We start from the raw sequence: 25,283 nt of genomic DNA, 5'->3' as shown, positions 1-25,283 counted from the left end.
TCACAACGGTTTAGCCTGTTGTGGCAACTGCTGCTGCAACAGTGCTGCTAGCCGTTGGTAAGCAGGCTCCAGCCGATCTTGCTGCCGCCAGGCCAGGTACATAGGACGCCACAAGCCCTGCTCACCCAACCCCAAGGAAACGATCAAGCCTTGTTGCAAGTAGGGTTCAGCCATCCAGGCAGGTAACACTGCAACGCCTTGGTTTGCTGCAACCTGCTGAATCATCTGGCTGCCTTGGGCAATGGGTTTCACCCGCCCATGAAAAGCGTGCTGGGTTAAAAAAAACCGAAACAGATCTTGTCGCTGCTGTGGTACCGGATAGCTGAAGATAGTTTCTTGCATCAATTGAGCAGGCTTTAACCAGGTCTGATTGGCCAAAGGGTGCTCGGGACTGACCAACAAGCGCAGCTCCATCGGATACAGATAATGGTAATGGATATGCTGCAATAAGCGTTGATCGCTGGTTACCACCAGATCCAGTTCATCTTGCAGCAATGCTTCGATGGCCTGATGTTGAATAGTGGCAGATAGATCCAGTGCTAAACCAGGTTCTTGCTGTAAAAAAGCTTTGATAGCAGGCAACAACCAGTGGTAGCAAGCGTGGCACTCGACACAAAACCGGATTTCGCTGCTCGTCTCCTTCATTCCTTGCTTTAACTGCTCCTCAGCACTGCGTATGGCCGGTAACACCCGCTCAGCTAGTTGCAATAGCACCTGCCCTGCTGGTAAAAACTCCAGCGGCTCGGTTTTGCGGGCAAACAGCCCCTGCTCCAGTCGCTGTTCCAGCTCTTTCAGTTGATGCGATAGTGCAGATTGAGAAAGGCACAACAGCTGTGCAGCAGCGCTCACCGAGCCGGTGTCACGTAAGGCTTGGATGGCTCTGAGGTGCTTTAACTCAATCATGATAAGTTGTCTTCATTGGCTACCGGCGATGTGCCATGGATGCTAGCTATCATAACCGGCAAAAGAAGACGTATCAACATCCAGACGTCTAAATATAAAATTAGGCAGCCATCATGAAGCTATTAGCGGTTGGGTAAATCAAAAGCGGCAAACATTGCATCAATCTCATCCTGATTACGCAGTAAATTGGCTTTTTCGACCACATCCTTAGTCAGGTGCGGTGCAAAACGTTGAATGAAATCATACATATAACTGCGTAGAAAAGCGCCTTTGCGAAAGCCAATTTTTGTGGTGGACGCTTCAAATAAGTGACTGGCATCCAGTGCCACTAAATCCTTATCCAACACAGGATCAATGGCCATGGTGGCTAAAACACCCACTCCCAGGCCAAGCCGGACATAGGTTTTCAGCACATCGGCATCGGTAGCCGTGAAAACAATTTTTGGCTCCAGACCACAGGCATTAAACGCTTTATCAAGCTCAGAGCGCCCGGTAAAGCCAAATACATAAGTAACAATCGAGTACTGCGCTATATCTTCTACCGTCAATTTACGCGACAACTTTGCTAAAGGATGCTCAGGTTTCACAATGATGCTGCGATTCCAGTGATAACAAGGCAACATCACCAGATCACCATACAAGTGCATGGCTTCTGTAGCAATGGCAAAATCCGCATCCCCGCGGGAAGCAGCTTCTGAAATCTGCTGGGGAGAGCCCTGATGCATGTGCAGGGTCACCTTAGGGTATTTATTGATAAAACCACCGATCACCGGCGGCAGCGCATAGCGTGCCTGGGTATGGGTAGTGGCTATGTTTAGCTTGCCCTGATCGGGTAAGGTATGTTCCTTGGCAACCGCTTTGATGCTTTCTACCTTGGCCAGGATCTGCTGCGCAATCTCAATCACTTCTTTACCGGCAGGAGTGACATGGGTTAAATGCTTGCCGCTGCGGCCAAAGACCTGGATCCCCAACTCATCTTCCAGCATTCTGACTTGTTTGCTGATGCCCGGCTGTGAGGTAAATAAACTTTCAGCGGTGGCTGATACATTCAGGTTATGGTTAAGTACCTCGACAATATAGCGCAATTGCTGGAGTTTCATCGGTCGGTTCCCTGTCACAAGGCTGGGGCAAGTTGCTGGATATTCCAGTTCACTTAGGATACTGTATTGTTCTATAACCAATAGTAGCTAAAAAAACATGGAAAGAGTAGGCATCGACTGTACGAAAAACCATTTTTCGAGTAGTTTAAGTGCTAACCTCTGCTGGAAAGAACCTGCTATGAGCAAATCACCACTGCCAATTGACTTTGCCTCTGTCCTTGCTTCATCAGTTCATGACATGAAAAACTCGCTATGCATGCTGCTGCAATCCATTGAACTCATGCATACTGAATTGGCAGAAAAAGCACCGGATTCACAACAAGAACTGGCAAAAATTCATTATGAAGCCAACCGTTTAAATACCAATCTGTTGCAACTGCTTTCTTTGTATCGCCTCGAGCGCGCACAACTGCCACTGCAAGTGGATGATTACTATCTTTGCGATCTGCTGGAAGAAATCCAATTAAAAAATGAACTGTACATTGCGCAGAAACAGATAGAGCTTCAGATTGATTGTGATGATGAACTGCACTGGTTTTTAGATCGTGATCTCATCACCAATCTGCTGAATGATATTGTGGTGAATGCAATACGCTATACTCAAGAACGATTGTATATTTGCGCTTATTTATCTGAGCACATGCTGGTGATTGAAGTCCATGATGATGGTACAGGTTTTCCGGAAAATATGCTGACTGATAGTAAGCAATTAATGAACAAGGTTGAGCTAAGCCGTGGCCATACTGGCCTTGGCCTGTTTTTTGCACACTTAATCGCTTCAGCCCATCAACATCAAGGTCAGCTTGGTCAGATTGCTCTGACCAATGGGGGTAAGTTCGGTGGTGGTGTCTTTACGTTGCAACTGCCCTAAGTAGTCTGTCGCTACTTATAACGATTTCGAGGTGTAGATGTTATTAACTTTGATCATCATTTTGGTTATCGCCCTGGTGATTATCGCTGTCATCGTCAATGCAGTGCAGCAGCATCGCAACCGGATGGCAGCTTTAAAACGAGCCGAATTTAGTAAGCTACGTACCATCTTGGAAGATACTGAAGATATCTTGATCAACGCTGCCAATGTACCACTTACCCCTGCGATCAGTCAGGTCTTACTGCGACGTATCGCTTTTACCCTGAAAGCGATGGCGGAACTGGAGCCTGGCTCGAAAGACATTAAGAATCGTCTTAGTGAAACGCAGAACCGTTTAAAAAGCTTTGACAGCGAAGCAAGTGAAGCACAGGTGCCAGAAGGGATTAGCCTACCAGATGATGATAAGCTGCTGATATCTCTGATCCAGGGTATCAAAAAATTACGTCTGATTTTGCGCTCAGAGCATGCCAGAGGCAATGTCGATACTCAGGTGGTCATTCAGGAAGATAAACGGCTTGAAGCCTTACAACTCCGTATCAACGTTGAAAGCCAGATTAAACGTGGCATGAAGGCACGCTCAACTCAGATGCTCGGCTCGGCCCGGCAGTATTTCGAAAAAGCATTGCATGCATTAGATGGTTCTCCCCATCAAACGGAATACGTAGTTACACGCAAATCCGAGGTGATGCAATCTCTGCAGGAAATTTCCGATGAACTGAAAAACAGCAATCAGCGTGATCGGGACAAAAAAGCACAACAAGAAAACAAAGATTTGGACGAGTTGTTCGCACCAAAACGCAAATGGTAAAACCAGCCGAAGCTGGTTTTACCATGAAGGCAGCCCTCAGGCTTTATCCGTCACTTTCCAGCGCCCGTTTTCAAACCAAGCAGACCAGCCAGTAGCTTTGCCATTGCTTTCTGTCATTACATATTGCTGCTTGGTTTTCCGACTCCAACGCACAATGCTGGGGTTACCTGCCGGATCTTTCACCGGTGCATCGGCCAGATAATGAAACTTGGGTGATAACCGGTCCCGAAAACGAGCCAACTCAGCAACCAATGGTGCTCTGGTTTCTCTTGATTTTGGGAAGGTCGATGCCGCCAGGAAAATTCCTGCCGCTCCATCACGTAACACAAAGTACGCATCCGACTTTTCGCAGCTAAGCTCAGGCAAATGCACCGGATCTTCTTTTGGTGGTGCTGCCTCGCCATTACGCAGCAATTTACGGGTATTTTTGCAGTCGCTGTTGGTACAACCAAAGTATTTACCAAACCGCCCCGACTTGAGCTGCATCTCAGAGCCGCATTTATCGCATTCGATCACCGGCCCATCATAACCTTTAATCTTAAAGCTGCCCTGCTCCACCATGTAGCCATCACAACTGGGGTTATTGCCACAAACATGCAACTTGCGCTTTTCGTCTATCAGGTAGGAGTCCATCGCCGTTCCGCATTTCGTGCAGCGACGTTTGTGGCGCAGCGCTTCCGCTTCCAGCTCTTCATCATCCACATTGGCAACCGCTTCCTCACCAGGTACCAGGTTCATGGTAGTGGTGCAGCGCTCTTTTGGTGGAAGTTGGTAACCAGAGCACCCCAGGAAAACGCCGGTTGATGCAGTACGAATGCCCATCTTCCGTCCACAAGTAGGACAGTCAATGTCAGTCAGAACAAACTGATTGGCTTTCATGCCCCCCTCAGCTTCATCCGACTCAGCTTGCTTTAACTGTTCAGAGAAACCAAGGTAAAAACTATCCAGCACTTCACGCCAGGACACTTCACCATGCGCAATATCATCCAGCTTCAACTCCATATTGGCCGTAAAGTCAAAGCTCATCAATTCTTCAAAATTATCCCGCAGCCGGTCGGTGACAATCTCACCCATTTTCTCAGCATAAAAGCGCTTATTGTCGATGCGGACATAGCCACGATCCTGAATCGTAGAAATAATGGATGCATAGGTTGACGGTCGGCCGATACCACGCTTTTCTAATTCCTTTACCAGGCTGGCCTCACTGAAGCGGGCTGGCGGTTTGGTAAAGTGCTGCTGTGGCAGCAACTGATCCAATGTTAACACCTCACCAGGCTTCACATCCGGCAACACAGAGTCTTCTTCCCCTTTGCGTTTTACCGCTGGCTGTACCCGGGTCCAGCCATCAAACCGCAGCACCCGACCTTTAGCTTTGAGCTCATAATCACCGGCATCCACGGTGATGGTCGTTACATCGTACTGTGCTGCAGGCATCTGACAGGCAACAAACTGCCGCCAAATTAAATCGTACAGCTTACGGGCATCAGCCTCCATATCGCCGAGCGCAGTTGCCTGTACCTGGACATCGGATGGACGAATGGCTTCGTGCGCTTCCTGGGCATTGTCTTTGCTGCCATAGCGCAGTGGCTCCGGTGGTAAATACTGTTTACCAAAGCTCTGCTCAATAAAGGCACGGCACGCATTGACGGCATCCTGACTAAGATTGGTTGAGTCGGTACGCATGTAGGTAATGTGACCAGCTTCATACAGGCGCTGGGCCAGCATCATGGTTTTTTTCACACCATAACCAAGGCGAGTGCTGGCAGCCTGTTGCAAGGTTGAGGTAATGAAAGGTGCTGATGCCTTGCTGCTGCTTGGCTTGTCTTCGCGCTTGGCTACCCGGTACTCAGCCTGCTGCAACTGAGCAAGTGCTTTGTCTGTCTGCACTTTATTGACCGGCCGGAACGTCTCGCCCTGATGTTTGCTCACATCCAGCTGCAAAGCGGTAGCAGATGCCGTCGTGGTATCCGCCTGCACCGTCCAGTACTCTTCCGGGTTGAAGGCTTTAATTTCGCGCTCGCGCTCAACCACCAGCCGCACAGCCACCGATTGTACCCGGCCGGCGGATAAGCCCCGGGCAATTTTCTTCCACAACAGCGGTGACACCATAAAGCCAACCACCCGGTCTAAAAAGCGACGGGCTTGCTGGGCATTCACCCGATCGACATTGACCACACCAGGCTCTTCAAAAGCTTGCTGGATGGCATTTTTGGTGATTTCGTTAAACACTACCCGTTTAAACTTAGCCGGCTCGCCACCTATGATTTGCTGCAAATGCCAGGCAATCGCCTCCCCTTCTCTATCCAAGTCCGTTGCCAGATAAACGGTCTCCGCCTTATCGGCCAGGGTTTTCAGCTCCTTTACCACCTTTTCTTTACCCGGCAGGATCTCGTAGCGCGCTTGCCAGCCATTCGCCGGGTCAATCCCCATGCGGTCGACCAAAGCCTGATAGGCTTTTTCTTCCTTACTAAGCGTGCTGGTGGTTTTTTTAGCTTTTTCTTTGCTGGAGCTGGTCGGTAAGTCGCGAATATGCCCCACGCTGGATTTCACAATAAAATTTGTGCCCAGGTACTTATTGATCGTTTTTGCTTTTGCCGGTGACTCGACTATAACCAGTGATTTCGCCATCTCAACCCTAAGAATGTTTGAATTTTTGCGCTTTTGGAACCTTCTTTTTTAACGTATATCTGCAAACTGAAGTTGTGACAAGCCCATAAACTCATTATTATGCTGTCAAGCTCTGTTTTTTGAGCTCCCTGGTGATTAATTCACCAATTCAATAAAGCAAATCCCTCTGGCCGAATAAAAATAACAAAGCCAGCCAAACGGAAGGATACAAAGTAAAAATGAAGTATTTTGAAGCAAATTTTGATGGGCTGGTCGGCCCTACTCATAACTATGCCGGCTTATCCGTTGGCAACGTGGCCTCACTGAATAACGCCCGTAATACCTCAAGCCCGCGCCAGGCAGCCAAACAAGGCTTGCAAAAAATGAAAGCACTGCGCGATCTGGGTATGGTGCAAGGAGTGCTGGCTCCGCAGGAACGGCCAGACGTATACACACTTCGCCGCCTGGGCTTTACCGGCAGTGATCACGATATCATTAGCAAGGCTGCGAAACAAGCGCCAGCCGTGCTGCGTGCAGTCTGCTCAGCGTCCAGCATGTGGACCGCCAACGCAGCCACCATCTCGCCAAGTGCCGATACCGCCGATGGTAAAATTCATTTTACCCCGGCTAATCTGACCAACAAGTTCCATCGTTCGCTGGAGCCAGATACCACAGGTCGTATCTTGCAAGCCATGTTTGCCGACCCGAATCACTTCGCGCATCACCGCCATCTGCCGGATAATGATCATTTTGGTGATGAGGGTGCAGCCAACCATACCCGTTTGTGCAGCGAGTATGGCGCCAGAGGCGTCGAACTCTTTGTGTTTGGCCGCTATGCTTTTGATGCCAGCAAACCGGCGCCTAAGCGCTTCCCTGCCCGCCATACGCTGGAAGCCTGCGAAGCAGTTGCCCGCCTGCACGGTTTATCCGAGGAGCATGTGGTCTATATGCAGCAGAACCCGGATGTGATTGATCAGGGTGTCTTCCACAACGATGTCATTGCCGTTGGTAACCAGAATGTGTTGTTTTACCACGAAGAAGCTTTTGTCGAGAAATCGCAGAAGCTGGCTGAGCTACAACGTAAATTCGGCAGTGCCAGTGAGTTGCACCTGATCGAGGTGAAAACATCCGAGGTAGCGGTAGATGATGCCATCAAAACCTACCTGTTCAATACCCAGGTGATCACACTCCCTAATGGCGAAATGGCCATCATTGCACCAACTGAGTGCCGTGAAAATGATCGGGTAGCCGGTTATCTGGAGCAACTGACTGGTCGTGGTACCCCTATCCGCCATGTCCACTACTACGATGTGAAGCAGAGCATGCGCAACGGTGGCGGCCCGGCCTGTTTGCGCTTACGCGTCGCTATGAGTGAACAGGAGCGTCAGGCGGTTAATCCCAATGTCCTGCTCACCGACGAGCTGTTTACCACGCTAAATCAGTGGGTAGACAAGCACTACCGCGATGAAATCAGCGAAGCTGATCTGGCCGATCCGCAGTTGCTGCAGGAGTCTCGTGCAGCCCTTGATGAGTTAACTCAAATCCTGCATCTGGGCTCGGTTTATCCATTCCAACGTGGCTAAGTAATTTAGCTGTAGCTATAAAAAAACCCGCGTTTCGCGGGTTTTTCTGTTTGGATACTAATCAGGTTGCGAGCAACTTCCAATTCCAAATGGGTTTGCCGGCGGTGGTGATGTCTCCACAGTTACATCAGCAGCTGCTACAGGAAGGCTATACTCACGATAGCTCATGTTCTCAGTACCTGCTGCAAAGCCCGTAACTTGTAAACGAACATCTAACCAAGGTGCTACATCCCGAGGATAAGTCACATGAAATACCGCTATACCATCAGCATCTGACGTCACCGTAGTCGGTACAGTAGCTAGGTTACCTGGTGTTAGCAAACCATCACCATTGGTGTCTTCAGACGTACCTGGAATAGGGTTGCCATCGTTATCATACTCAATATCTAAAATGCCATTGAAGTTAACATCTTCGCTTTCACAATGTGACATTGTGATAGGATCTGGAATCCAGGTTTTAAAGCTCTCTGGTGCCGGAGGATCCTTGATCCAAATCCCTTTACGGTACCGCAGTGACACAGCGGCAAGATTCAAAGGCTGGTTCGCTACAGGATTGCCTGATGAGTCCGTCACAATAATTGAAAATTCTTTTCGATACAGACTATTGCTTGGTGTTTCAACAATATTGCTGGTACCAAACCTGAAAAACAGAGTCCTGCCGCCAACCGCAATATCGGTCGAGCCATTCACCGCTGAGTTATTCACCAATGAAGCGCTAATCACCAGGTTTTCGCCATTTATACCGCCACCAGTGGTTTGATCAGCAGTAAAAGACGTGGTCGCCACCCCCTGTGAGTTGGTTGTTGCTGTTCCTGAGCTGATGGAACCACCGGCACTGTTATCCAGTGAGAATGCAACCAACTGATTTTTCACCGGGTTATTGTTGGCATCGCGCACAATAGCCCGCACTGAGCTACTATCACCCGGTACCAGCTGCGCAGGAAAAGCCTGCACTTCCACTTTAACCGGGTTAGTGGCAACAAATTCAATCAGCTTACGCGTGCTGACCTCATTATCGCCTCCACGGGCGGAAATGGTTGCCAAACCAGCAAAAGCCGATTGCACATAGACTTCCGCTTGACCAGCACCATCCGTTGTGGTGTCGGCAACCACACTTTGAGCCGCCAAACCAGGGACAGTGCTAGCAATGCTACCGCGAGTGGTTGAAAACAAAACATCGCGATTTGCATTGGGTACATTATCCGTCAACCATTCCAGTAACATGGCTTCTGGCGTATTTAAATCAACTTCCGGTATTGCTGCTGCACCTTCCGCGGCAACAAACACAAAGCTGTCTGCTTTCACGCTTAGAGTGATGGTTTGGTTTAAGCCCAGAGCAGAAACACGAATACTATCGTCACCACTGGTTACTGCATCGTAAGTAATACTCACCTGACCATTAGGGCCAGTCACTGGCGATGTTTGACTTAGCGGATTGCCCAGCTCCGAAGAAACGGACAAAACTTCATTCGCAATACCCTGGCCAGCTGCATCCTGCAACGAGAAGTTGATTGCGACCTGATCCCCCAGCACCACTGCAGATGGGGCTACCACTTCAAGCGTGGTACCAACCACACGAATGGTCAACTCATCCTGAATAGTATTTACCCTGGCACTAACAATAATGTCCCGCACCGATTTATCAATTTGGCTGGTCAATGTCGCTTTAGCAATACCATCTTGCTCGGTTACAGCCGAAGCGACAACCAACTCACCAGAGTTGGAAGAAAAAGTAACTGGTACGCCTGCTTGCAACACATTATTGCTATCACGAACCAAAGCAGACAACTGCACCTTATCAGAAGCTCCAGAACCTAATTGGGTGCGATCACCTAACAAACGAACGCTCGAAATGACAATTCCGGTTTCTCCACCTCCATCACCGGCAGACTGGAAGCCAGAGCTATTCACTGCACGAATATTTTCCCCTTCGATAAACTCGGCAGTGAGCTCACCAGCTCCACTGACATCACCAGCGGCCAGGTTAATAGTAGCAACACCACTGGCATCGGTTAACACACTGCCAGTACCGGTTGATAGAATAGCCAACCCAGGCTGGTCGATAGAGAAACGGATTACTTTACCAGACACCACGGCGTTCTGAGTTGCCGTCAAAGTAGCTCGTGCAGTAAGCGGCTGTTGCTCAGAGAGACTGGATGATTCCACATTGTCGGCATTGACCAAAACCAGCTCAAGCTGATATTGAGGTTCAGTACCACCGGTCCCACCGCCGCCACCTCCGGTTTCCAGGGTCCCCCCGCCACCACAGGCGACTAAAAAAACAGACAGAATAACTGATGTGCAAATAAGCTGGATTGATCGCATCAACAGGCTCCCAAGCTTTATAATTTTAATTGTTTGATATCTATTCTGTATCTTATCCCACGATTAATCCAGCAGTCACAGCATTTTTTAAAAAAAAATCAATTGCTGTTGGTTGAATCGGGGCAAACTGATACCCTAAAGCATCATTAAAGCCACATCTGACATGCAGTATGGAAAACAAAAACAAACTTAGCCTGACCAGCCGAATCGTCATTGGTATGGTAGCAGGCATTGTGCTTGGAGCTTTCTTTCAATGGCTATTGGCCGGTCAGGAAGAGCGGATGGTGCCACTCTTTCTTTTTGATTTACCCATTAAAGCATTTTTCATTGATGGCCTGTTTCATATTGGTGGCCAAATTTTTATTGCCAGCTTACAAATGCTGGTAGTACCACTGGTATTTATTTCCTTAGTCTGTGGTACCACCTCTTTGTCTGATGCAAGTACCCTCGGACGCTTAGGTGCGAAATCCGTTGGTCTGTACCTGTTCACTACTGCAGTTGCAATAACCCTGGCGATTACAGCAGCCTTGCTGATTGGCCCTGGCCATGGGGTCGAAATGCACAGTGATGCCAGTTTCAGCACAGCAGAAGCACCAGGCCTTGCCCAGGTTATTATTAATATGTTCCCGCGCAATCCTATTAATGCGATGGCCGAAGGCAACATGTTGCAAATCATCATTTTTGCAGTGTTGTTTGGTATCGCGACGGCCATGAGTGGTAAAACCGGTGAACGTATCGCAGACTTATTTCAGGATCTGAACACCATAGTGATGAAACTGGTCACCATTCTGATGAATCTGGCTCCTTATGGTGTGTTTTGTCTGATGGTCCGCGTATTCAGCACTATGGGGCTGGATATGTTCAGTAGTTTGGCTGCTTATTTCTTTGTAGTCTTGGGGGTCTTGCTGCTGCATGGTTTTATGACTTATCCACTGTTATTAAAACTGTTAACCGGTCTAAACCCACTGATCTTTCTTCGTAAGATGCGTGACGCTGCCTTGTTTGCTTTCAGTACCTCAAGTAGCAATGCCACCATCCCGGTGACGCTGGAAACAGTGACCAAAAAGCTAGGGGTAAAAAATAGTATTGGCTCGTTCACCGTGCCGCTTGGTGCGACCATCAACATGGATGGCACCGCTATCATGCAAGGGGTTGCCACGGTGTTTATTGCCCAGGTGTTTGGTGTCGATCTTAGCTTGACTGACTACCTGATGGTGGTGTTAACCGCAACCCTGGCATCTGTCGGTACTGCAGGCGTTCCTGGTGTTGGTCTGATTATGCTGGCGATGGTGCTGCAGCAAGTCGGCTTGCCGGTTGAGGGCATTGCACTGATTATTGGTGTGGACCGCCTGCTTGATATGACCCGAACCTCCGTTAATATCACCGGTGACTCCATGGTCTCTTGTGTGATTGCCAAGAGTGAAAAGCAGCTTAATGAGGCCGTATTTAACGATCCGGATGCTGGCCGCAAAGAGGAAGAGTCAGTCGACTTTAAGCACTTGCACAATAGCTAATTTGACCCATCTTAAAAGGCGGGTACTTACTCGCCCGTTACAGTTGGATCCGCCAGGCCTTTTCCAGCAATGAGCTGGTTGCAAAGGTCCGGCGGGCAAAGCCCTGGCCTGTCAGATTACGGATCGCCAGCAACTCGATAGCGCAACCTGCAAACAACTGCTTCACCTCTGCAGCTAACACCGCAAAAGGTGGTCCCTGTTTTTCAGCCACCGGATACTCCAAACTGATTAATAAAATGGTGCTACCCGCAGGTAGCAGCTGCAGCAGATGCTGCACATACTGTCGACGCATCGCCTCTGGCAGCGCTATCAGTGCTGCTCTGTCATACACCAGGCAAGGCCCCAGCAATTGACTTGCCGTCAAATTGAAGAAGTCGCCTTGCAACAGGCAAATACCTTCTGCCTGATAAACAACGAAGTCATCGACTGGCTGGCCCTTTACCGCCAGCTGGTTTTCTGCAAAAAACTCCCGGCACGGACGCTCAGCAAGCTCTACGCCCAGAACGGGTAGGTGGTGCTGTTGCAACCACCGCAAGTCAATACTTTTGCCGCACAGCGGTACCAAAGCCTGTTGATGTTCAGGTCGATGTACCCGCGACCAACAGGCTGGCAATAGCGGGTGCACTTCATCCAGATGAAAACCAGGCAGTGGTTGCTGCCAACACTCAAGCCAGAAAGCAGCATCCACCTCAGTAGCTCCAGTGCCCAAATGGAAGTTTATGCCACAACTGCTGCAATGCTGTGCTGGCACCAGCCCCTACCCGCTCAGCCAGCTTTTTCTTCGGCTGAAATTTAATCAACAACACCCGGCGCTCTTGTACACGCTGCAGTAAAAAGTCATCACTGGTTTGCAAGGCATCGACCAATTTGTATTCCAGTGCTTTGCTCGCCAGCCAATACTCACCGGTCGCCACCTGTTCCATATCAAGCGCATCGCGGTGGCTGTAGACATGATCTTTAAACAGCTGGTGAGTTTGCTCCAGCTCTTGCTGGAACTTCTCCCGCCCTTTGTCGGTATTTTCACCGAAAAGTGTGACCGTGCGTTTGAATTCACCAGCGGTGAACTGCTCAAAATCAATATCATTCTTTTGCAAAAAACGATGGAAGTTGGGTAGCTGTGCCAACACACCAATGGAGCCAATAATGGCAAAAGGCGCTGCTATGATGCGGTTGGCAATGCAAGCCATCATATAACCACCACTGGCTGCAACCTTATCGACAGCAACGGTAAGATGAATGCCGCGTTGGCGCAGACGTTCAAGTTGTGAAGCGCCTAAACCATAACCATGTACTACACCGCCGCCACTCTCCAAACGCACCAGCACCTCATCGTCTTCGGTCGCGGCTGCCAACACGGCAGTTACCTCCTCGCGCAGCGCATCGACTTCGGATGCTCCCATGCTGCCATGAAAATCAATTACAAAGGTCGTTGGGCGTAGTTGTTCTATTTTTTTCTTGCGCTCTTTAAGCCAGCGTTTGAACTCTTTTTTCTCCATCAGCTCAGCTTTTAACTCGCTTTGCAGCTCAGCAAACTCATCGGATAAATCAGTAAACTGAAACTCTCCTTTTTTTGGCTTGTTACGCATAGCCGCTCCAGCCACCAGGCCAATCACGAGAGCTATCGCGATCACAATGGTGGCGGCTTTCGCCAGAAAAAGACCATAGTCGTATAAAAAATCCACATGACTCTCCTTTCATTTTTTTTGTTATTGTACCTAAAAATAAAGCCCGGCGAACCGGGCTTTATTGAAGAGCATCAAAGCTTAATCTTGCAATACTGCAGGGTTGGTCACCACAACAGCACTACCTCCTGTTGCGAAGAAGCTAGCCATTTGACTTTGCATCTCAACCGTCACCGCTTGGCTTGCTGCCGGGCTTAGGATGGAACCATGATCGCCAGCCACAAAACGACTGATGGTAGCACCTTCGACCACCACAGGGCCTGCCACAGCATCAACCGTATCCGCCTGCAGCAAACGGGCCATCGGCTCTGTACCAGCTAATGGCATTTTGCCAGCCTGCAGGGCAGCCATGGGTGAGAAGTAACCATTCGGGATCACCTGATCTGGCAGGTTGTCACCATCACCAGCCACCATTAAGATGTGCACCGGAGTTTCAGTTGCCATCAACTGCTGCAGATAGTTGTTTGGATCACCCGCGTCAGTAATGGTCTGAGCAGCAAAAGCAAAGCGTGTTAAGTTGCCTTGAATTTGCGCTAAAGCTGCCGTTTCACCAGCCACAGTCAAATCAGCCAGAAAGTTATCAACGTGCTGCGCTACACAACCAGTGAAAACCGTTTCAGATACGGTATCTGGCATTGGGCAACCAGCCTGGATAGCAAAACCCGCTAAAGCCTCGCTATTGGCATCACCAGCCCCCAGAATAACACTGGCCTTAATTAAACCGCCAAACTGTGGCGAGTCCAACAAGAAGTTGGCAACGGCACCACCAGGCATCGCTAGCCCAACACTCTGCACCCGATACAAGAAGTCGAGTTGAGGGTTGCCGGTATCAGTATTCGCCAAAGCAGCCATTGAAGAGCCGGCAATAGCACCCAACGAGTGCCCCAGCAGATGCACCTGACTGGTATCAAGGTCTGCACCCTGGGTAAAGTTCAGCGCCAAGCGTAAACCCAACATATCGGCAATACTCTGGCGCAGGTTATCCCGCGTGACTGGCAAATTCCCCAGATTCATATAGACAGTCGCATTGCCTTGCTGGCCACAGGAGGCACCTGACGCATTCAGCGGCCCAAAACCCCGACTGCCATGCAGCGGATGGTCTATCGCTACAGTGGCAAAACCAGCCTGGGTCAATGCACTGGTGACAGCCAGCATGTTTTCTTTGCAAGAGGTGATGCCGTGCTGCAACATCACCACCGGCCAACCATTAGCAGGCTTGGTAAAGACGTCTTCATCGGGCAGAGTCATCTGCACATCCAACGTCGCCTGCATCCGTGGCAGCGGAATGGTGTTGAACTTGGTCAGATGACGTCGCTCATCCAGGCCAAAGTCACGCAAAGCACCACCCGATGCTGCATTGCAGAAGGCATCATTCATCATCTGCTCATCTACCAGCTGCGACTCTAGGGCTGTAATTTGCGTCTGGCTCAAGCTGGCAATAATAGCGCCGCTGTCACAGCGTGCTGTCCAGCTTTGATTGAGTGGTCCAGTCGCATCTTCTTGCGTTGGTATACCTGAGTAATATGGCAGCGTCACCGTTCCTTGAAACAAGCGGACCAGGCCAAATCCCTGCGCGACCGGGAACTGCGGGCTTACATCGGAAACACGCAAGCCGGTATCCTGCACTTGCACCACTGGCTGAGCTCCCTGCTGGATGCCAGCTGCCAGCAACTGTTTGGTCGTTGCCAGCACATCCGCCGTCGACTGGGTTGTCACTGCCGCAGTGTAAATAATGCTAGAGCGATTTAAGCCGCCTGAGGATACCACCGCCTCGAAACTATTGATCACGCCCTGCAACTGACGTTGTTGAGCGGAGCCTAGTGGAAGAGTATTTAGATCTTGCTGCAAGAGCTCATATGTCGTCGATGGCTTGATAGACCGCCCTTCGGAGTCCTGCAGCGTATCGGTTAAAGCAACAATGTAAGTGGTTTTTGCTTTTAAGGGCCGAAGCGGAATGACTGCCACATTGTTGCCGCTTGCTGCAGTAACAAAATCCTGCCCAAAAGCCAGCTCACCAACCAGCTGACACGCCACGCCTTGAGGCACAGAGCGACACTGATCGACGCTGGCAGTCGGGCCACCCATCACTACTTCAAAAATACGCACCGCACCGTTAGCACTGGCAGATTGTGCATTCAAGCTAACACCAGGCGCAAAGCGCAATTCAATGCTAAAAGGGTTTTGTGTCGACCAGCCATCCAGCACGCCTAAAGCTGTTTGAGGATCAGCATAATTCTGGCTGGTACTATCCAGGGTTAGCGTACCATCGGTGGTGCCTAAAAATAGCAGGTCATTGGGTACCGACACGGCACCGGTACCCGGGTCAAACAGTACCCGAGAGGCTGCAATGACCTGTGAGCCCTCTTGCTCTACCTGTTGTTGAATGTCTTCCAGTGAATCGCCACAAGCACTAAGGCCCAATGCAGCAGCTACCGCCAGACTAATCGCAAGCTTTTTCATAGATTCTCCCCTGTCCTCACTTTTTTGTTTTTGCAACAGCGTGTGTTGACTGATCTTTTTAGAGTTTGAGCTGTCTTCACCAACAGCTTAGACCAGTTAAACTTAACCCAATCAAACAGAAATCGCTAGCTGAAAACCACGCTTCTGTCGCAAAAGATGAAAAAAAAGTGCAAAAGGCGTATGCTATCGGGCTTTGAAACAAGGACTTTATAAAGCAATGAAGAGTTATCAGGCCCCGGCAAACTTGCTAAGCAACAAGGTTATTCTGGTGACTGGTGCTGGTGATGGTATCGGTAAAGAAGCCGCTCTTACTTTTGCCCGCCATGGCGCTACCGTTATTTTATTGGGTAAAACCACCGACAAGCTCACCGCTGTGTACGATGAAATTTGTGGTAATGAATGGCCTGAGCCCGCCATAGTACCGCTGGATCTAAAAGGAGCCACCCAAAAGCACTATCAGGATCTGGCTGCCACCATACAAGCTGAATTTGGCCGATTGGATGGTCTGCTACACAATGCCGGCATCTTAGGCGGCCTGGCCCCTTTTGAACACATTAAAGCCGATATCTGGCAGGATGTGTTGCAAGTCAACCTGACTGGCCCCATGCTGATGACCCAGGCGTTGATGCCTGTGCTTCGCAAAGCTCCTCATAGTTCCGTGGTTTTTACTTCTTCCGGGGTTGGTCGTCAGGGCCGGGCCTATTGGGGTAGCTACGCAGTGTCAAAATTTGCTACCGAGGGCTTAATGCAAACGCTGGCCGATGAATATGCCGGCAGCAGTATTCGTGTCAATTGCATCAACCCGGGCGCTACCCGCACCAGCATGCGCGCCAGAGCCTACCCGGCAGAAAATGCCCAGCAATTAAAAACACCGGCAGATTTAATGTGGTTGTACTTGTATCTGATGGGCGATGACAGCCTGACGGTTAATGGTCAGTCATTGGATGCCCAGCCGAAGTAACACGGCCATAAAAAAAGCCCTGGTGCCAGTGCAGCAGGGCTTTTTATCATACAGCTAAATCATCAGCATCACAGAGCTAATACATCAACGGGTAGTGAGCAGCTCAGCACCATGAGCTTTTGCCCAATCATTCCAGACCTGGACTTTGGCATTAAAATTTTCAATCGCTTGTTTTTCAGCATCAGCCAGCAAAGCCTGCACTTCTTTTTGATGCTTTTTATTCACATCGCTATAAGCAAGAATATCAATGCCACGATCACGAAGCCCCTGCTTCATGGTATGCGTTTTTAATAATTGTAATTTGCCGGCTTCAACATAGAAATATTGTTTTTCTTTATTAATCGTTTTTAGCTTAGGTTTGACCGGCCTTTTATCCGCAGGAGCTACTACCTCAGTACTCACCAATTCATGTTGTACCTGAAAGCCTAACTGCTGCAAAGAAAAGCCTTTTTGTTTGGCTAGCGCTTTTAACTCTTCAATGGTTTCAGCTTCACGTTGGCGCTCTTCCAGCACATCATTTAACTGACGAATGACATCTTGTAGCTTGATAACCGATAGTTCTTCCGCTGCTTTCTTTAATTCTTTTTTATTGACTAATAAAGACATGGTATGGCCTCAATAAGATAGTGATGGTGAATAAAAGCATACTAACATAATAGCCAGTTTTATTGCCAGAACCATTAAAGTAAAACAGTTTTATTGCCATGCACAAAAACGCGATCTTCCTGTATTAACTGCAAAGCTCTGGATAGGGCCGCCTTTTCAACATCCCGCCCAGCTTTCGCCATGTCCTGAGCACTGTAATTGTGATCCACCCGGCTAACCATTTGCTCGATGATAGGCCCCTCATCCAGTTCATTGTTTACAAAGTGAGCCGTAGCGCCAATAATTTTTACACCTCTCTCAAACGCTTGCTGGTAAGGCTTAGCACCAATAAAGGCCGGTAAAAAGCTGTGATGGATATTAATAATACGTTCAGGAAAACGGCCGACAAAATCCGGCGTTAAGATCCGCATAAACTTAGCCAGTACCAGATAATCCGGCGCATAATGCTCAATCAACTCCAGCATGGCCTGCTCATGTGCTTGCCGACTTAATTGTTGATGGCAGATATGGTGAAAGGGAATGGAAAATCGCTCTGCCAAACCAGCCAGATCATTGTAGTTCCCAAGCACAGCAACAATATCCAGCTGCAAACTGCCATCGAAGACCTTCATCAGGATATCCCCCAGGCAGTGCGACTCTTTGGTGACCAGAATCACCACCCGTTTGCGTTTGGTTGCTGAGTGTAAGCTACGTTCACTGCCTGCCGGCAAAATGAAGTCCAGCTCACTGAGCAGCCTGTCATCATCAAACTGACCTTCCAGCTCGGTGCGCATATAAAACTGCCCGGAGACCGGATCCACGTATTCGGTATTACGGATAATATTTAACTGATGTTGAAAACAAATGCTGGTAATCTGGGCTATCAGGCCTTTTGAGTCAGGACATTCCGTCCTTAAAATTTTACGCTCCATCAAACAATGCTCACTGTATCCTAACCTTGATATCTCGATAATACTTTGCACCCATCCGGAAATAAAGACATTTAGCCACCCAAACTAAGCTATCCTTAACGTTACAGTTGCTGCAAGCTTGGTGTTTTATCGCTGTGGCTGGCATACTAGGTTATGGTTGAACACAGAATTCCAGCAGGCTTATGCAACAACAATTTGCATTGAATGTCATTGGCACCATTCGCTCTCCTTACAAACAAAAATTTGCCATCCCGCGTCAGCCCGGTTTGGTCCCTGAAGCCAAAGCACAATTAATCTTCGCCGAAGCCTATAATGCAGAGCCATTTATCCGAGGCATCGAAGAGTTCAGCCATCTCTGGCTGGTGTTTGTTTTCCATGAAACTGCAGACAAAGGCTGGTCGCCGATGGTGCGCCCCCCCCGCCTTGGCGGAAATACCCGTAAAGGCGTGTTTGCCACCCGCGCTACCTTTCGCCCTAATCCAATTGGGCTTTCTGTCGTACAATTGGAAGGGGTGCGCTGCATCAACAAGCAGTGGCAACTGGATTTAGCAGGCATTGATTTATTGGATGGTACACCCATTGTGGATATTAAGCCCTACCTGCCCTACTCAGATGCTATCCCCAATGCCAGCGCCAGCTTTGCCGACACCGCGCCTGAAACCGCGATGACGGTTAGTTTCTCGACTGAAGCAGAGCTGTTTTGCCTGAAGCAAAACCAGTGGCCGGAGCTTAAAACCTTGATCGAAAAGGTGTTGAAACAAGACCCCAGGCCGCCTTATAAAAAGAAACACACTGGCGAACAGAGCTATGGTATGACACTCTATAACTTAAATATTCAATGGAAAGTGACAGGAGAACATCATTATGTCTATGCGATCACTCCCCTTGCTGAGCTTGCTGGTTAGTGGCAGCGCGCTGGCCCTGCCACCGTTACCTGAACCGGTCAGCAATAATGCAGTGGCCAGTGCAACGGTGCGGGGCAAAACCTACGTGATCAGCATGATGGGTATGGGTCAGGGCAAAACCAGTCAGGACATGCACAATAAAGTTTGGGTGCATACGGTCGGTGAATTTGGCTGGAGCAGTATGCCTGAAGTTCCCAGTCAAACGCGTTTAACAGGCCGGGTTGCTGCCAGTGCTGTGGCACTGAATAACAATTTTTTTGTCTTTGGCGGCTACAGTGTGGATCGTCAAGGCAATCGTAATACGTCGGTTGAAAGTTACCGCTTTAACCCGGTTACCCAGCGCTACACCAGAGTCAATCCGATCCCGGTGCCAGTAGACGATACCCTTGCACTGACTTATCAGGATCGCTACGTCTATCTGATCGGTGGCTGGAGTGATGATGGTGCGGTCAATTTGGTGCAGGTGTTTGATAACTTTACTCAGCAATGGAGTCAGGCAACCCCTATGCCAGGCAAAGCCAGTTATGGACTGGCCGGGGCCATCGTTAATGATCATATTGTCTTTTGCGATGGTGTTAGTCTGGATTATCAAAGCGGTGCACGGGTTAAAGCTACCGAACCTGCCTGCTACCAAGGCAAAATCAATGCCCGCAATGCACTACGTATCGAGTGGAAACCCATTCCTCACCCCACCGGCGAAGCACGCTTTCGGATGGTGGCTATAGATAGTGAGGTAGATGGGGAGGCAGTGGCTGTTTTTATCGGTGGCAGCAAGACCTTCTATCACTTTAATGGCATCAGCGAGCAAGGTGCTAAAGCTCAGCCGGAAGCCAACGTCTGGCTGTACTCTCCTGTGAAAAACACCTGGTACAGTGCCAAACCAACAACGCCTGTAATGGACTTGCAGGGCTTGGTCAAAGTCAACAATACCATTTATTCGATCGGGGGCATGCTGGTCGATCAGCAAGTAACACCTCAAGTCATCCAGCACAGCATCGAGCGGGTAAAATAGCTATGGATTGGGCATGGCGTTGCCGTCATGCCCTTGCTAGAATACGGCAATTTTATAAACTGCAGACAGGGCCGACAATGCGCAGTAGCCAGTATTTACTCTCCACCATGAAAGAAAACCCAGCCGATGCAGAGGTCATCAGCCATAAGCTGATGCTGCGTGCTGGTATGGTCCGCCGGCTGGCATCCGGCTTGTACACTTACCTGCCAACCGGCGTGCGAACCTTGCGCAAAGTAGAACGCATTGTTCGTGAAGAGTTGGATAAAGCCGGCGCCATCGAAGTATTGATGCCCATGGTGCAAAATGCTGAGCTGTGGCAGGAAAGTGGCCGCTGGGAGCAGATGGATGCTGAACTGCTGCGCTTTCAGGATCGTCATCAACGTGATTTTGTGCTGGGACCAACGCACGAAGAAGTGATCACCGACCTGATCCGCCGTGAAGTTACTAGCTACAAACAACTGCCATTGAATCTGTACCAAATTCAGACCAAGTTCCGCGATGAGCGGCGGCCGCGCTTTGGCGTGATGCGCGCTCGTGAATTTCTGATGAAAGATGCCTACTCTTTTCATCTGTCACAGGATTGCCTGCAAAAAACCTACGATGTCATGTACCAGGCTTACAGCAATATCTTTACCCGTTTGGGGTTGGATTTTCGGGCGGTGCTGGCAGATAGTGGTGCCATTGGAGGCAGTGTTTCGCACGAATTTCATGTGCTGGCAAGCTCCGGTGAAGATGCCATCGCTTTCTCGAACGGCAGTGATTATGCGGCCAATGTCGAAATGGCAGCTGCCCTACCGCCGCAAAGCGAGCGAGCAGCACCAGCTGAGGCGTTGAACAAGGTCAGTACACCCAATGCCGCCAGTGTAGATGAAGTGGCCACTTTACTGGCGATCGAACCCACAAGCATTGCCAAAACGCTGTTTGTTCGGGCTGAGCAAGATGCGGAAGCAACCGGACCGGCCTTTGTTGCCCTGGTCCTGCGCGGCGATCATCAACTGAATGAAGTGAAAGCCGAAAAGCATCCGCGGGTAGCTCAGCCGCTGAGCTTTGCTACTGAAGCAGAAGTGCAGCAGCTGACCGGTGCCCTGCCAGGCTCGGTTGGCCCGGTTGGGCTTCCTATTCCTGTGATTGTCGATCACAGCGCAGCAGCCTTGGCTGATTTTGTTTGTGGCGCTAACGAGACCGGCTTTCATTTAACCGGAGCGAACTGGCTGCGGGATGTACCAGAATTTGAAACAGCTGATTTGCGCAATGTGGTCAGCGGTGATGCCAGCCCTTGCGGTCAGGGCACCCTGGAGATCCGTCGCGGTATTGAAGTTGGTCACATCTTCCAGTTAGGCGATAAATATTCTCAGGCAATGAAGGCTGGTGTACTGAATGAAGATGGCAAGAACCAGATCCTGACCATGGGCTGCTACGGCATTGGGGTGTCACGCATTATGGCGGCAGCCATTGAGCAAAACCATGACGAACATGGCATTATCTGGCCAGACGCCATTGCGCCTTTCCAGATCGCCCTGATCCCAATGAATATGCACAAGTCTGTGCGCATTCAACAAGCCGCTGAGCAATTGTATCAACAACTGACTGCGGCTGGCTTCGAGGTACTGTTTGATGATCGCAAAGAGCGGCCAGGTGTGATGTTTGCCGATATGGAGCTGATTGGTATTCCGCACCAGATTGTCATTGGTGAGCGCAACCTGGATCAGCAGCAAGTGGAATACAAGCACCGCCGCAGTGGCGAAAAATCCTTGCTGACTTTGGATGCCGTGGTGGCTGAAATGCAGGCCAGAGTCCAGGCTGTTTAATGCGCTTAACCGCTACAAGGCCTGTTTAGGCCTTGTAGCGGTTTCATTTACTCGCTTAATTCAGCCTGCAAGGCCTCTTCCAGCTCAACCGGACTGACCACTACACCTGGCCCTTCAGCATCCGGGAACACCGCAATTGCCAGTTCATCGCCCTGCAAACCAGTGGTCCATTTTTCCAGCCAGGTGGTTAAAGGAATCGATTGCGCCTGGCACTCGCTCCACTCACCGTCAATCCACAGCTCAGCCAACTCTGCATGAGGCCACACCGGGATGCAGCGCTCATCTTCGGCGCTTACCAGCACAAAGCCTTCGTCGTCCACCAGGATCCAAATGGCGTCCAAGTCTGCAGCTGCATGCACAAAATAGTCGTATCGCTGCTCCGGAGTTAATTGAACTAACTTATCGAGCTCATCTTGATTTAATTGATATTCCATCACTTTCCTCACTATTGCCGGTGCAGACCGGTCAAATTATCCGAAAAAAACCAACCATAGCAAACGCAGCCATATCACCCACAGCACGGCACAGCTGTAAATGAAGGTGCGAAAACGCCAGCGTAAGCGGTTACTGCCCGTATGGATCACAGCGTGGCAGACCCGCAAAAACAGATAAAAGGCTCCCATCAATACAAAAGCCGTGTCAGCCAACCCTTGTTGTAAAATAAACACCACGGAAAACAAATACAGCATGGGCATTTGAAACTGATTGTCAAAATTGCGGCCGGTTGCAATCACCTGAGCACTGGCTTTATCCAATTGCATCAGTTGAAAGGCATCCATGGATAGCTCCCCCCGACGGGCAGCGGCAAAACGACGTCGCCCCATCAACACCAGTACCACACTGGTGAGCAATACCTGAGCAAAGACCGTCAATAGCAACCACTTATCCATTCCTTTATTCCTTTTACAGTCCAAAATTTTGCTCAGCTTATAGCATCCGAAGTGCGGATACCAGCGCTGGCTCTACAAGCTTCAACAAAGCGCTCAATTTCATAGCAGGCTCTGATATACTCGCATCATTTACCTGTCGGGGTCCTTATGGCTCAACTTTATTTCTACTACTCGGCCATGAATGCCGGTAAATCCACCTCCTTGCTGCAAAGCGCCTACAATTACCGTGAGCGTGGCATGCAGGTTGCTTTATTTACCGCAGCCATTGATAACCGTTTTGGCGAGGGGGTGATCAGTTCCCGCATTGGCTTATCCATGCCTGCCACCCTGTTCGACGCTGATTTTCATTTTTACCAGGCGCTCAAATCAAGCCCTGTTGATTGTGTGCTGATTGATGAAGCGCAATTTTTAAGCAGAGCTCAGGTGCGACAGCTAACCGATGTTGTGGATACGCTCAAAATTCCTGTGCTGGCCTATGGGCTTCGTACCGACTTTGCCGGCAATACCTTTGCAGGCAGTGAGGCTTTATTGGCCTGGGCCGATAAACTGATCGAGTTGAAAACCGTGTGCCATTGTGGTCGCAAAGCAAACTTTGTGGTGCGACTGGATGCAGATGGCAAACCAAGTCGCCATGGCGACCAAATTCAAATTGGTGGTAACGAACGTTATGTGTCCATGTGCCGTGTACATTTTAAGCAACTGGTATGGGTATCCGATGATGAGCCCCCACTTGGAGCTGTGCGCTAACTGGATTATGCTAATCAATATAAGTGAGCGCTAAACACGCTTGTATCAGAGATATTTATGCCAGCTGAACAACAGGATACGCCACATTATTGGGCGATCATCGATGCATTACCTGTGGCGGTGTTGCTCAAAGATACCGCCAAGCCACAGATCTATGCCAACCAACAAGCACGGCTATTACTTAGCTTGCCTGAACCTGTTCTCAACCTGAGCGATATCCGGCTCATTGAGCTCATCGAGCCGGATAGTGAAGAGCTGTTAAGCCTGGTACAAAACCCTTTATTGTTAGCTCTAAGCGGTTCAGTAGTCCACCAGCAAGTTCGGTTGGCAGGAAGCAAACAAAGATTACAACTAAGCTCTCAGCTGGTTCAGCTCAGTTTTACCCTAAGCAACTCCGTGCTGGTGGCACTCACCCCGGAGCAAGGCAAAGGTGTCATTCGAGATAGTCAAAGATCTGTCTACGATGAGAATGAGCTGGAGGAAGCTCTGGCCTTTGATAAGCTTATGTCGCTAATTTCAGCTGAATTGATTAATGTGCAGCCAGAGCAACTGGATATACACATTGAAGATGCCTTATCCGCTCTGGGTGAATTTTGCCATGCCGATCGCAGCTATGTTTTTTTATTTAGTGACGATATGCAGACAATGAGCAACACGCATGAATGGGTACGTGATGGCATTGCCTCCCACAAAGCCAACTTACAGCAAGTGCCAGAGGCTGCCCTGCCTTACTTTTGGCGCGTGATGCAATCTGATTTTATCTTTGCCGTGCGTGATGTCACTCTTTTACCAGACGAGGCCAGCGCCGAACAACAAGAGTTTGAGCGGGAGGATATTCAATCGGTGTTGTGCTCCGCCATGACAAACCAGGACAAATTACTGGGTTTTGTTGGCTGTGATATGGTCGCCCGCAAAAGAGCCTGGACAGCCAGTGATATCCGCCGCCTGAAACTGGTTGGCAACATGATTGGCAACACCATTCAAAATGTGAACTATCGTTTGTCATTAAAACAAATGCAACAGGAACTGATGCAAGCCAACCTTGAGCTGCAAGAGCTGGCCAGCCGTGATGGTCTGACCGGCATCGCTAATCGGCGTCAGTTCGATACCTTACTTCAGCATGAGCTGCAACGCTGTGCTCGTTATCAACTCCCCCTGGGTTTCATGCTGGCAGACATCGATCATTTCAAACAATACAACGATAGCTACGGTCACCTGGCAGGTGATGACGCGCTAAAACAAGTGGCCAGAACGCTGAGCCAGACGTTAAAAAGACAAGGGGAACTGGTTGCACGCTTCGGTGGAGAGGAGTTTGCTATTCTTGTGCCTGTCAGTAACGCCGATGAGTTAACCCAACTGGCAGAAACGTTGCGGACAAGTATTGAGCAGCTGCAACAGGAACATTTGTTTTCAGCAGCGCAACGATTGACGATTAGTATAGGAGCAACACTGGTAAACCCGGATAAAACGACCAATCCCAGTGAGCTAATTCGTCAGGCCGATACAGCCCTCTATCAAGCCAAAGCAAAAGGACGGAACTGCTTTTGTATTTTTCAGCCCGACAATCTGCCGGGCTGAAAGCAAAGCAAC

At 49.6% G+C, this 25,283-nt stretch carries 21 protein-coding genes; 10 read left to right on the top strand and 11 right to left on the bottom strand.

Annotated elements, in window-relative coordinates; translation table 11 throughout:
• Together QWY20_RS07310 and cysB are read right to left on the bottom strand one after the other, a co-directional pair.
• Positions 1–903 (bottom strand): LysR substrate-binding domain-containing protein, encoded by a 903-nt coding sequence (locus tag QWY20_RS07310; protein WP_330128360.1) that lies wholly within the window; start codon positions 901–903, stop codon positions 1–3.
• A gap of 122 nt (positions 904–1,025) precedes the next feature.
• The gene (cysB, locus tag QWY20_RS07305) at positions 1,026–2,003 is read right to left on the bottom strand and encodes an HTH-type transcriptional regulator CysB (RefSeq protein ID WP_330128359.1); all 978 of its coding nucleotides are present in this window, start codon (positions 2,001–2,003) and stop codon (positions 1,026–1,028) included.
• Between the two features lie 97 nt (positions 2,004–2,100).
• On the opposite strand from cysB, the gene QWY20_RS07300 reads away from it, so the two are divergent.
• Together QWY20_RS07300 and QWY20_RS07295 are read left to right on the top strand one after the other, a co-directional pair.
• Positions 2,101–2,874: a sensor histidine kinase gene (locus QWY20_RS07300; protein WP_330128358.1), complete on the top strand. Its 774-nt coding sequence runs from the start codon at positions 2,101–2,103 to the stop codon at positions 2,872–2,874.
• Between the two features lie 37 nt (positions 2,875–2,911).
• Positions 2,912–3,682 (top strand): hypothetical protein, encoded by a 771-nt coding sequence (locus QWY20_RS07295; RefSeq protein WP_330128357.1) that lies wholly within the window; start codon positions 2,912–2,914, stop codon positions 3,680–3,682.
• A gap of 36 nt (positions 3,683–3,718) precedes the next feature.
• Here the strand turns inward: QWY20_RS07295 and topA are convergent, their stop codons facing one another.
• On the bottom strand, positions 3,719–6,310 hold the full coding sequence (gene topA, locus QWY20_RS07290) for a type I DNA topoisomerase (protein WP_330128356.1): 2,592 nt from the start codon (positions 6,308–6,310) through the stop codon (positions 3,719–3,721).
• Positions 6,311–6,528: 218 nt separating this feature from the next.
• Here topA and astB point away from each other — a divergent pair, with 218 nt between their 5' ends.
• Positions 6,529–7,872, top strand: coding sequence for an N-succinylarginine dihydrolase (gene astB / locus QWY20_RS07285; RefSeq protein ID WP_330128355.1), 1,344 nt, complete (start codon positions 6,529–6,531; stop codon positions 7,870–7,872).
• A 57-nt stretch (positions 7,873–7,929) separates the two neighbouring features.
• Here astB and QWY20_RS07280 read toward each other — a convergent pair whose 3' ends face one another.
• Positions 7,930–9,921, bottom strand: coding sequence for an Ig-like domain-containing protein (locus QWY20_RS07280; protein WP_330128354.1), 1,992 nt, complete (start codon positions 9,919–9,921; stop codon positions 7,930–7,932).
• A 446-nt stretch (positions 9,922–10,367) separates the two neighbouring features.
• Between QWY20_RS07280 and QWY20_RS07275 the strand changes: the two genes are divergently transcribed.
• The gene (locus QWY20_RS07275) at positions 10,368–11,711 is read left to right on the top strand and encodes a dicarboxylate/amino acid:cation symporter (protein WP_330128353.1); all 1,344 of its coding nucleotides are present in this window, start codon (positions 10,368–10,370) and stop codon (positions 11,709–11,711) included.
• Between the two features lie 37 nt (positions 11,712–11,748).
• On the opposite strand, the gene QWY20_RS07270 is transcribed toward QWY20_RS07275, so the two are convergent.
• The 3 genes from QWY20_RS07270 to QWY20_RS07260 all read right to left on the bottom strand — a co-directional run bounded on the left by QWY20_RS07270 (position 11,749) and on the right by QWY20_RS07260 (position 15,853).
• Positions 11,749–12,399, bottom strand: a complete 651-nt coding sequence (locus QWY20_RS07270) for a thiopurine S-methyltransferase (RefSeq protein WP_330128352.1) — start codon at positions 12,397–12,399, stop codon at positions 11,749–11,751.
• A 1-nt stretch (position 12,400) separates the two neighbouring features.
• Entirely contained in the window at positions 12,401–13,393 is a 993-nt protein-coding gene (sohB, locus tag QWY20_RS07265) for a protease SohB (RefSeq protein ID WP_330128351.1), read from the bottom strand.
• A gap of 81 nt (positions 13,394–13,474) precedes the next feature.
• Positions 13,475–15,853 (bottom strand): VolA/Pla-1 family phospholipase, encoded by a 2,379-nt coding sequence (locus tag QWY20_RS07260; protein ID WP_330128350.1) that lies wholly within the window; start codon positions 15,851–15,853, stop codon positions 13,475–13,477.
• A gap of 217 nt (positions 15,854–16,070) precedes the next feature.
• Here QWY20_RS07260 and QWY20_RS07255 point away from each other — a divergent pair, with 217 nt between their 5' ends.
• Complete coding sequence (locus QWY20_RS07255) at positions 16,071–16,814, top strand: YciK family oxidoreductase (protein ID WP_330128349.1); 744 nt, start codon at positions 16,071–16,073, stop codon at positions 16,812–16,814.
• 84 nt (positions 16,815–16,898) lie between these two features.
• Here QWY20_RS07255 and QWY20_RS07250 read toward each other — a convergent pair whose 3' ends face one another.
• Together QWY20_RS07250 and purU are read right to left on the bottom strand one after the other, a co-directional pair.
• Positions 16,899–17,420: an H-NS family histone-like protein gene (locus tag QWY20_RS07250; RefSeq protein ID WP_330128348.1), complete on the bottom strand. Its 522-nt coding sequence runs from the start codon at positions 17,418–17,420 to the stop codon at positions 16,899–16,901.
• 74 nt (positions 17,421–17,494) lie between these two features.
• Positions 17,495–18,331: a formyltetrahydrofolate deformylase gene (purU, locus tag QWY20_RS07245; RefSeq protein ID WP_330128347.1), complete on the bottom strand. Its 837-nt coding sequence runs from the start codon at positions 18,329–18,331 to the stop codon at positions 17,495–17,497.
• A gap of 182 nt (positions 18,332–18,513) precedes the next feature.
• Between purU and tsaA the strand changes: the two genes are divergently transcribed.
• From tsaA to QWY20_RS07230, 3 genes are all read left to right on the top strand, one after another.
• Entirely contained in the window at positions 18,514–19,236 is a 723-nt protein-coding gene (gene tsaA / locus QWY20_RS07240; RefSeq protein WP_330128346.1) for a tRNA (N6-threonylcarbamoyladenosine(37)-N6)-methyltransferase TrmO, read from the top strand.
• A complete protein-coding gene (locus QWY20_RS07235) occupies positions 19,196–20,248 on the top strand; it encodes a Kelch repeat-containing protein (protein WP_330128345.1) in 1,053 nt (350 codons plus the stop codon). Before tsaA ends, QWY20_RS07235 begins: the two co-directional genes overlap by 41 nt.
• Positions 20,249–20,325: 77 nt before the next feature.
• Positions 20,326–22,056, top strand: coding sequence for a proline--tRNA ligase (locus QWY20_RS07230; protein ID WP_330128344.1), 1,731 nt, complete (start codon positions 20,326–20,328; stop codon positions 22,054–22,056).
• A 47-nt stretch (positions 22,057–22,103) separates the two neighbouring features.
• Here QWY20_RS07230 and QWY20_RS07225 read toward each other — a convergent pair whose 3' ends face one another.
• Both QWY20_RS07225 and QWY20_RS07220 read right to left on the bottom strand, forming a co-directional pair.
• Entirely contained in the window at positions 22,104–22,490 is a 387-nt protein-coding gene (locus QWY20_RS07225) for a DUF2750 domain-containing protein (RefSeq protein ID WP_330128343.1), read from the bottom strand.
• A 36-nt stretch (positions 22,491–22,526) separates the two neighbouring features.
• Entirely contained in the window at positions 22,527–22,946 is a 420-nt protein-coding gene (locus QWY20_RS07220; RefSeq protein ID WP_330128342.1) for an MAPEG family protein, read from the bottom strand.
• Positions 22,947–23,093: 147 nt separating this feature from the next.
• On the opposite strand from QWY20_RS07220, the gene QWY20_RS07215 reads away from it, so the two are divergent.
• On the top strand, positions 23,094–23,693 hold the full coding sequence (locus QWY20_RS07215) for a thymidine kinase (protein ID WP_330128341.1): 600 nt from the start codon (positions 23,094–23,096) through the stop codon (positions 23,691–23,693).
• 57 nt (positions 23,694–23,750) lie between these two features.
• Positions 23,751–25,271 (top strand): sensor domain-containing diguanylate cyclase, encoded by a 1,521-nt coding sequence (locus tag QWY20_RS07210; protein WP_330128340.1) that lies wholly within the window; start codon positions 23,751–23,753, stop codon positions 25,269–25,271.
• The last annotated feature ends 12 nt before the right edge of the window (positions 25,272–25,283 follow it).

The organism is Alkalimonas cellulosilytica (genome assembly GCF_036325985.1).
Lineage (GTDB): Bacteria > Pseudomonadota > Gammaproteobacteria > Enterobacterales > Alteromonadaceae > Alkalimonas > Alkalimonas cellulosilytica.
This window is presented reverse-complemented; position numbering and strand designations above follow the sequence as displayed.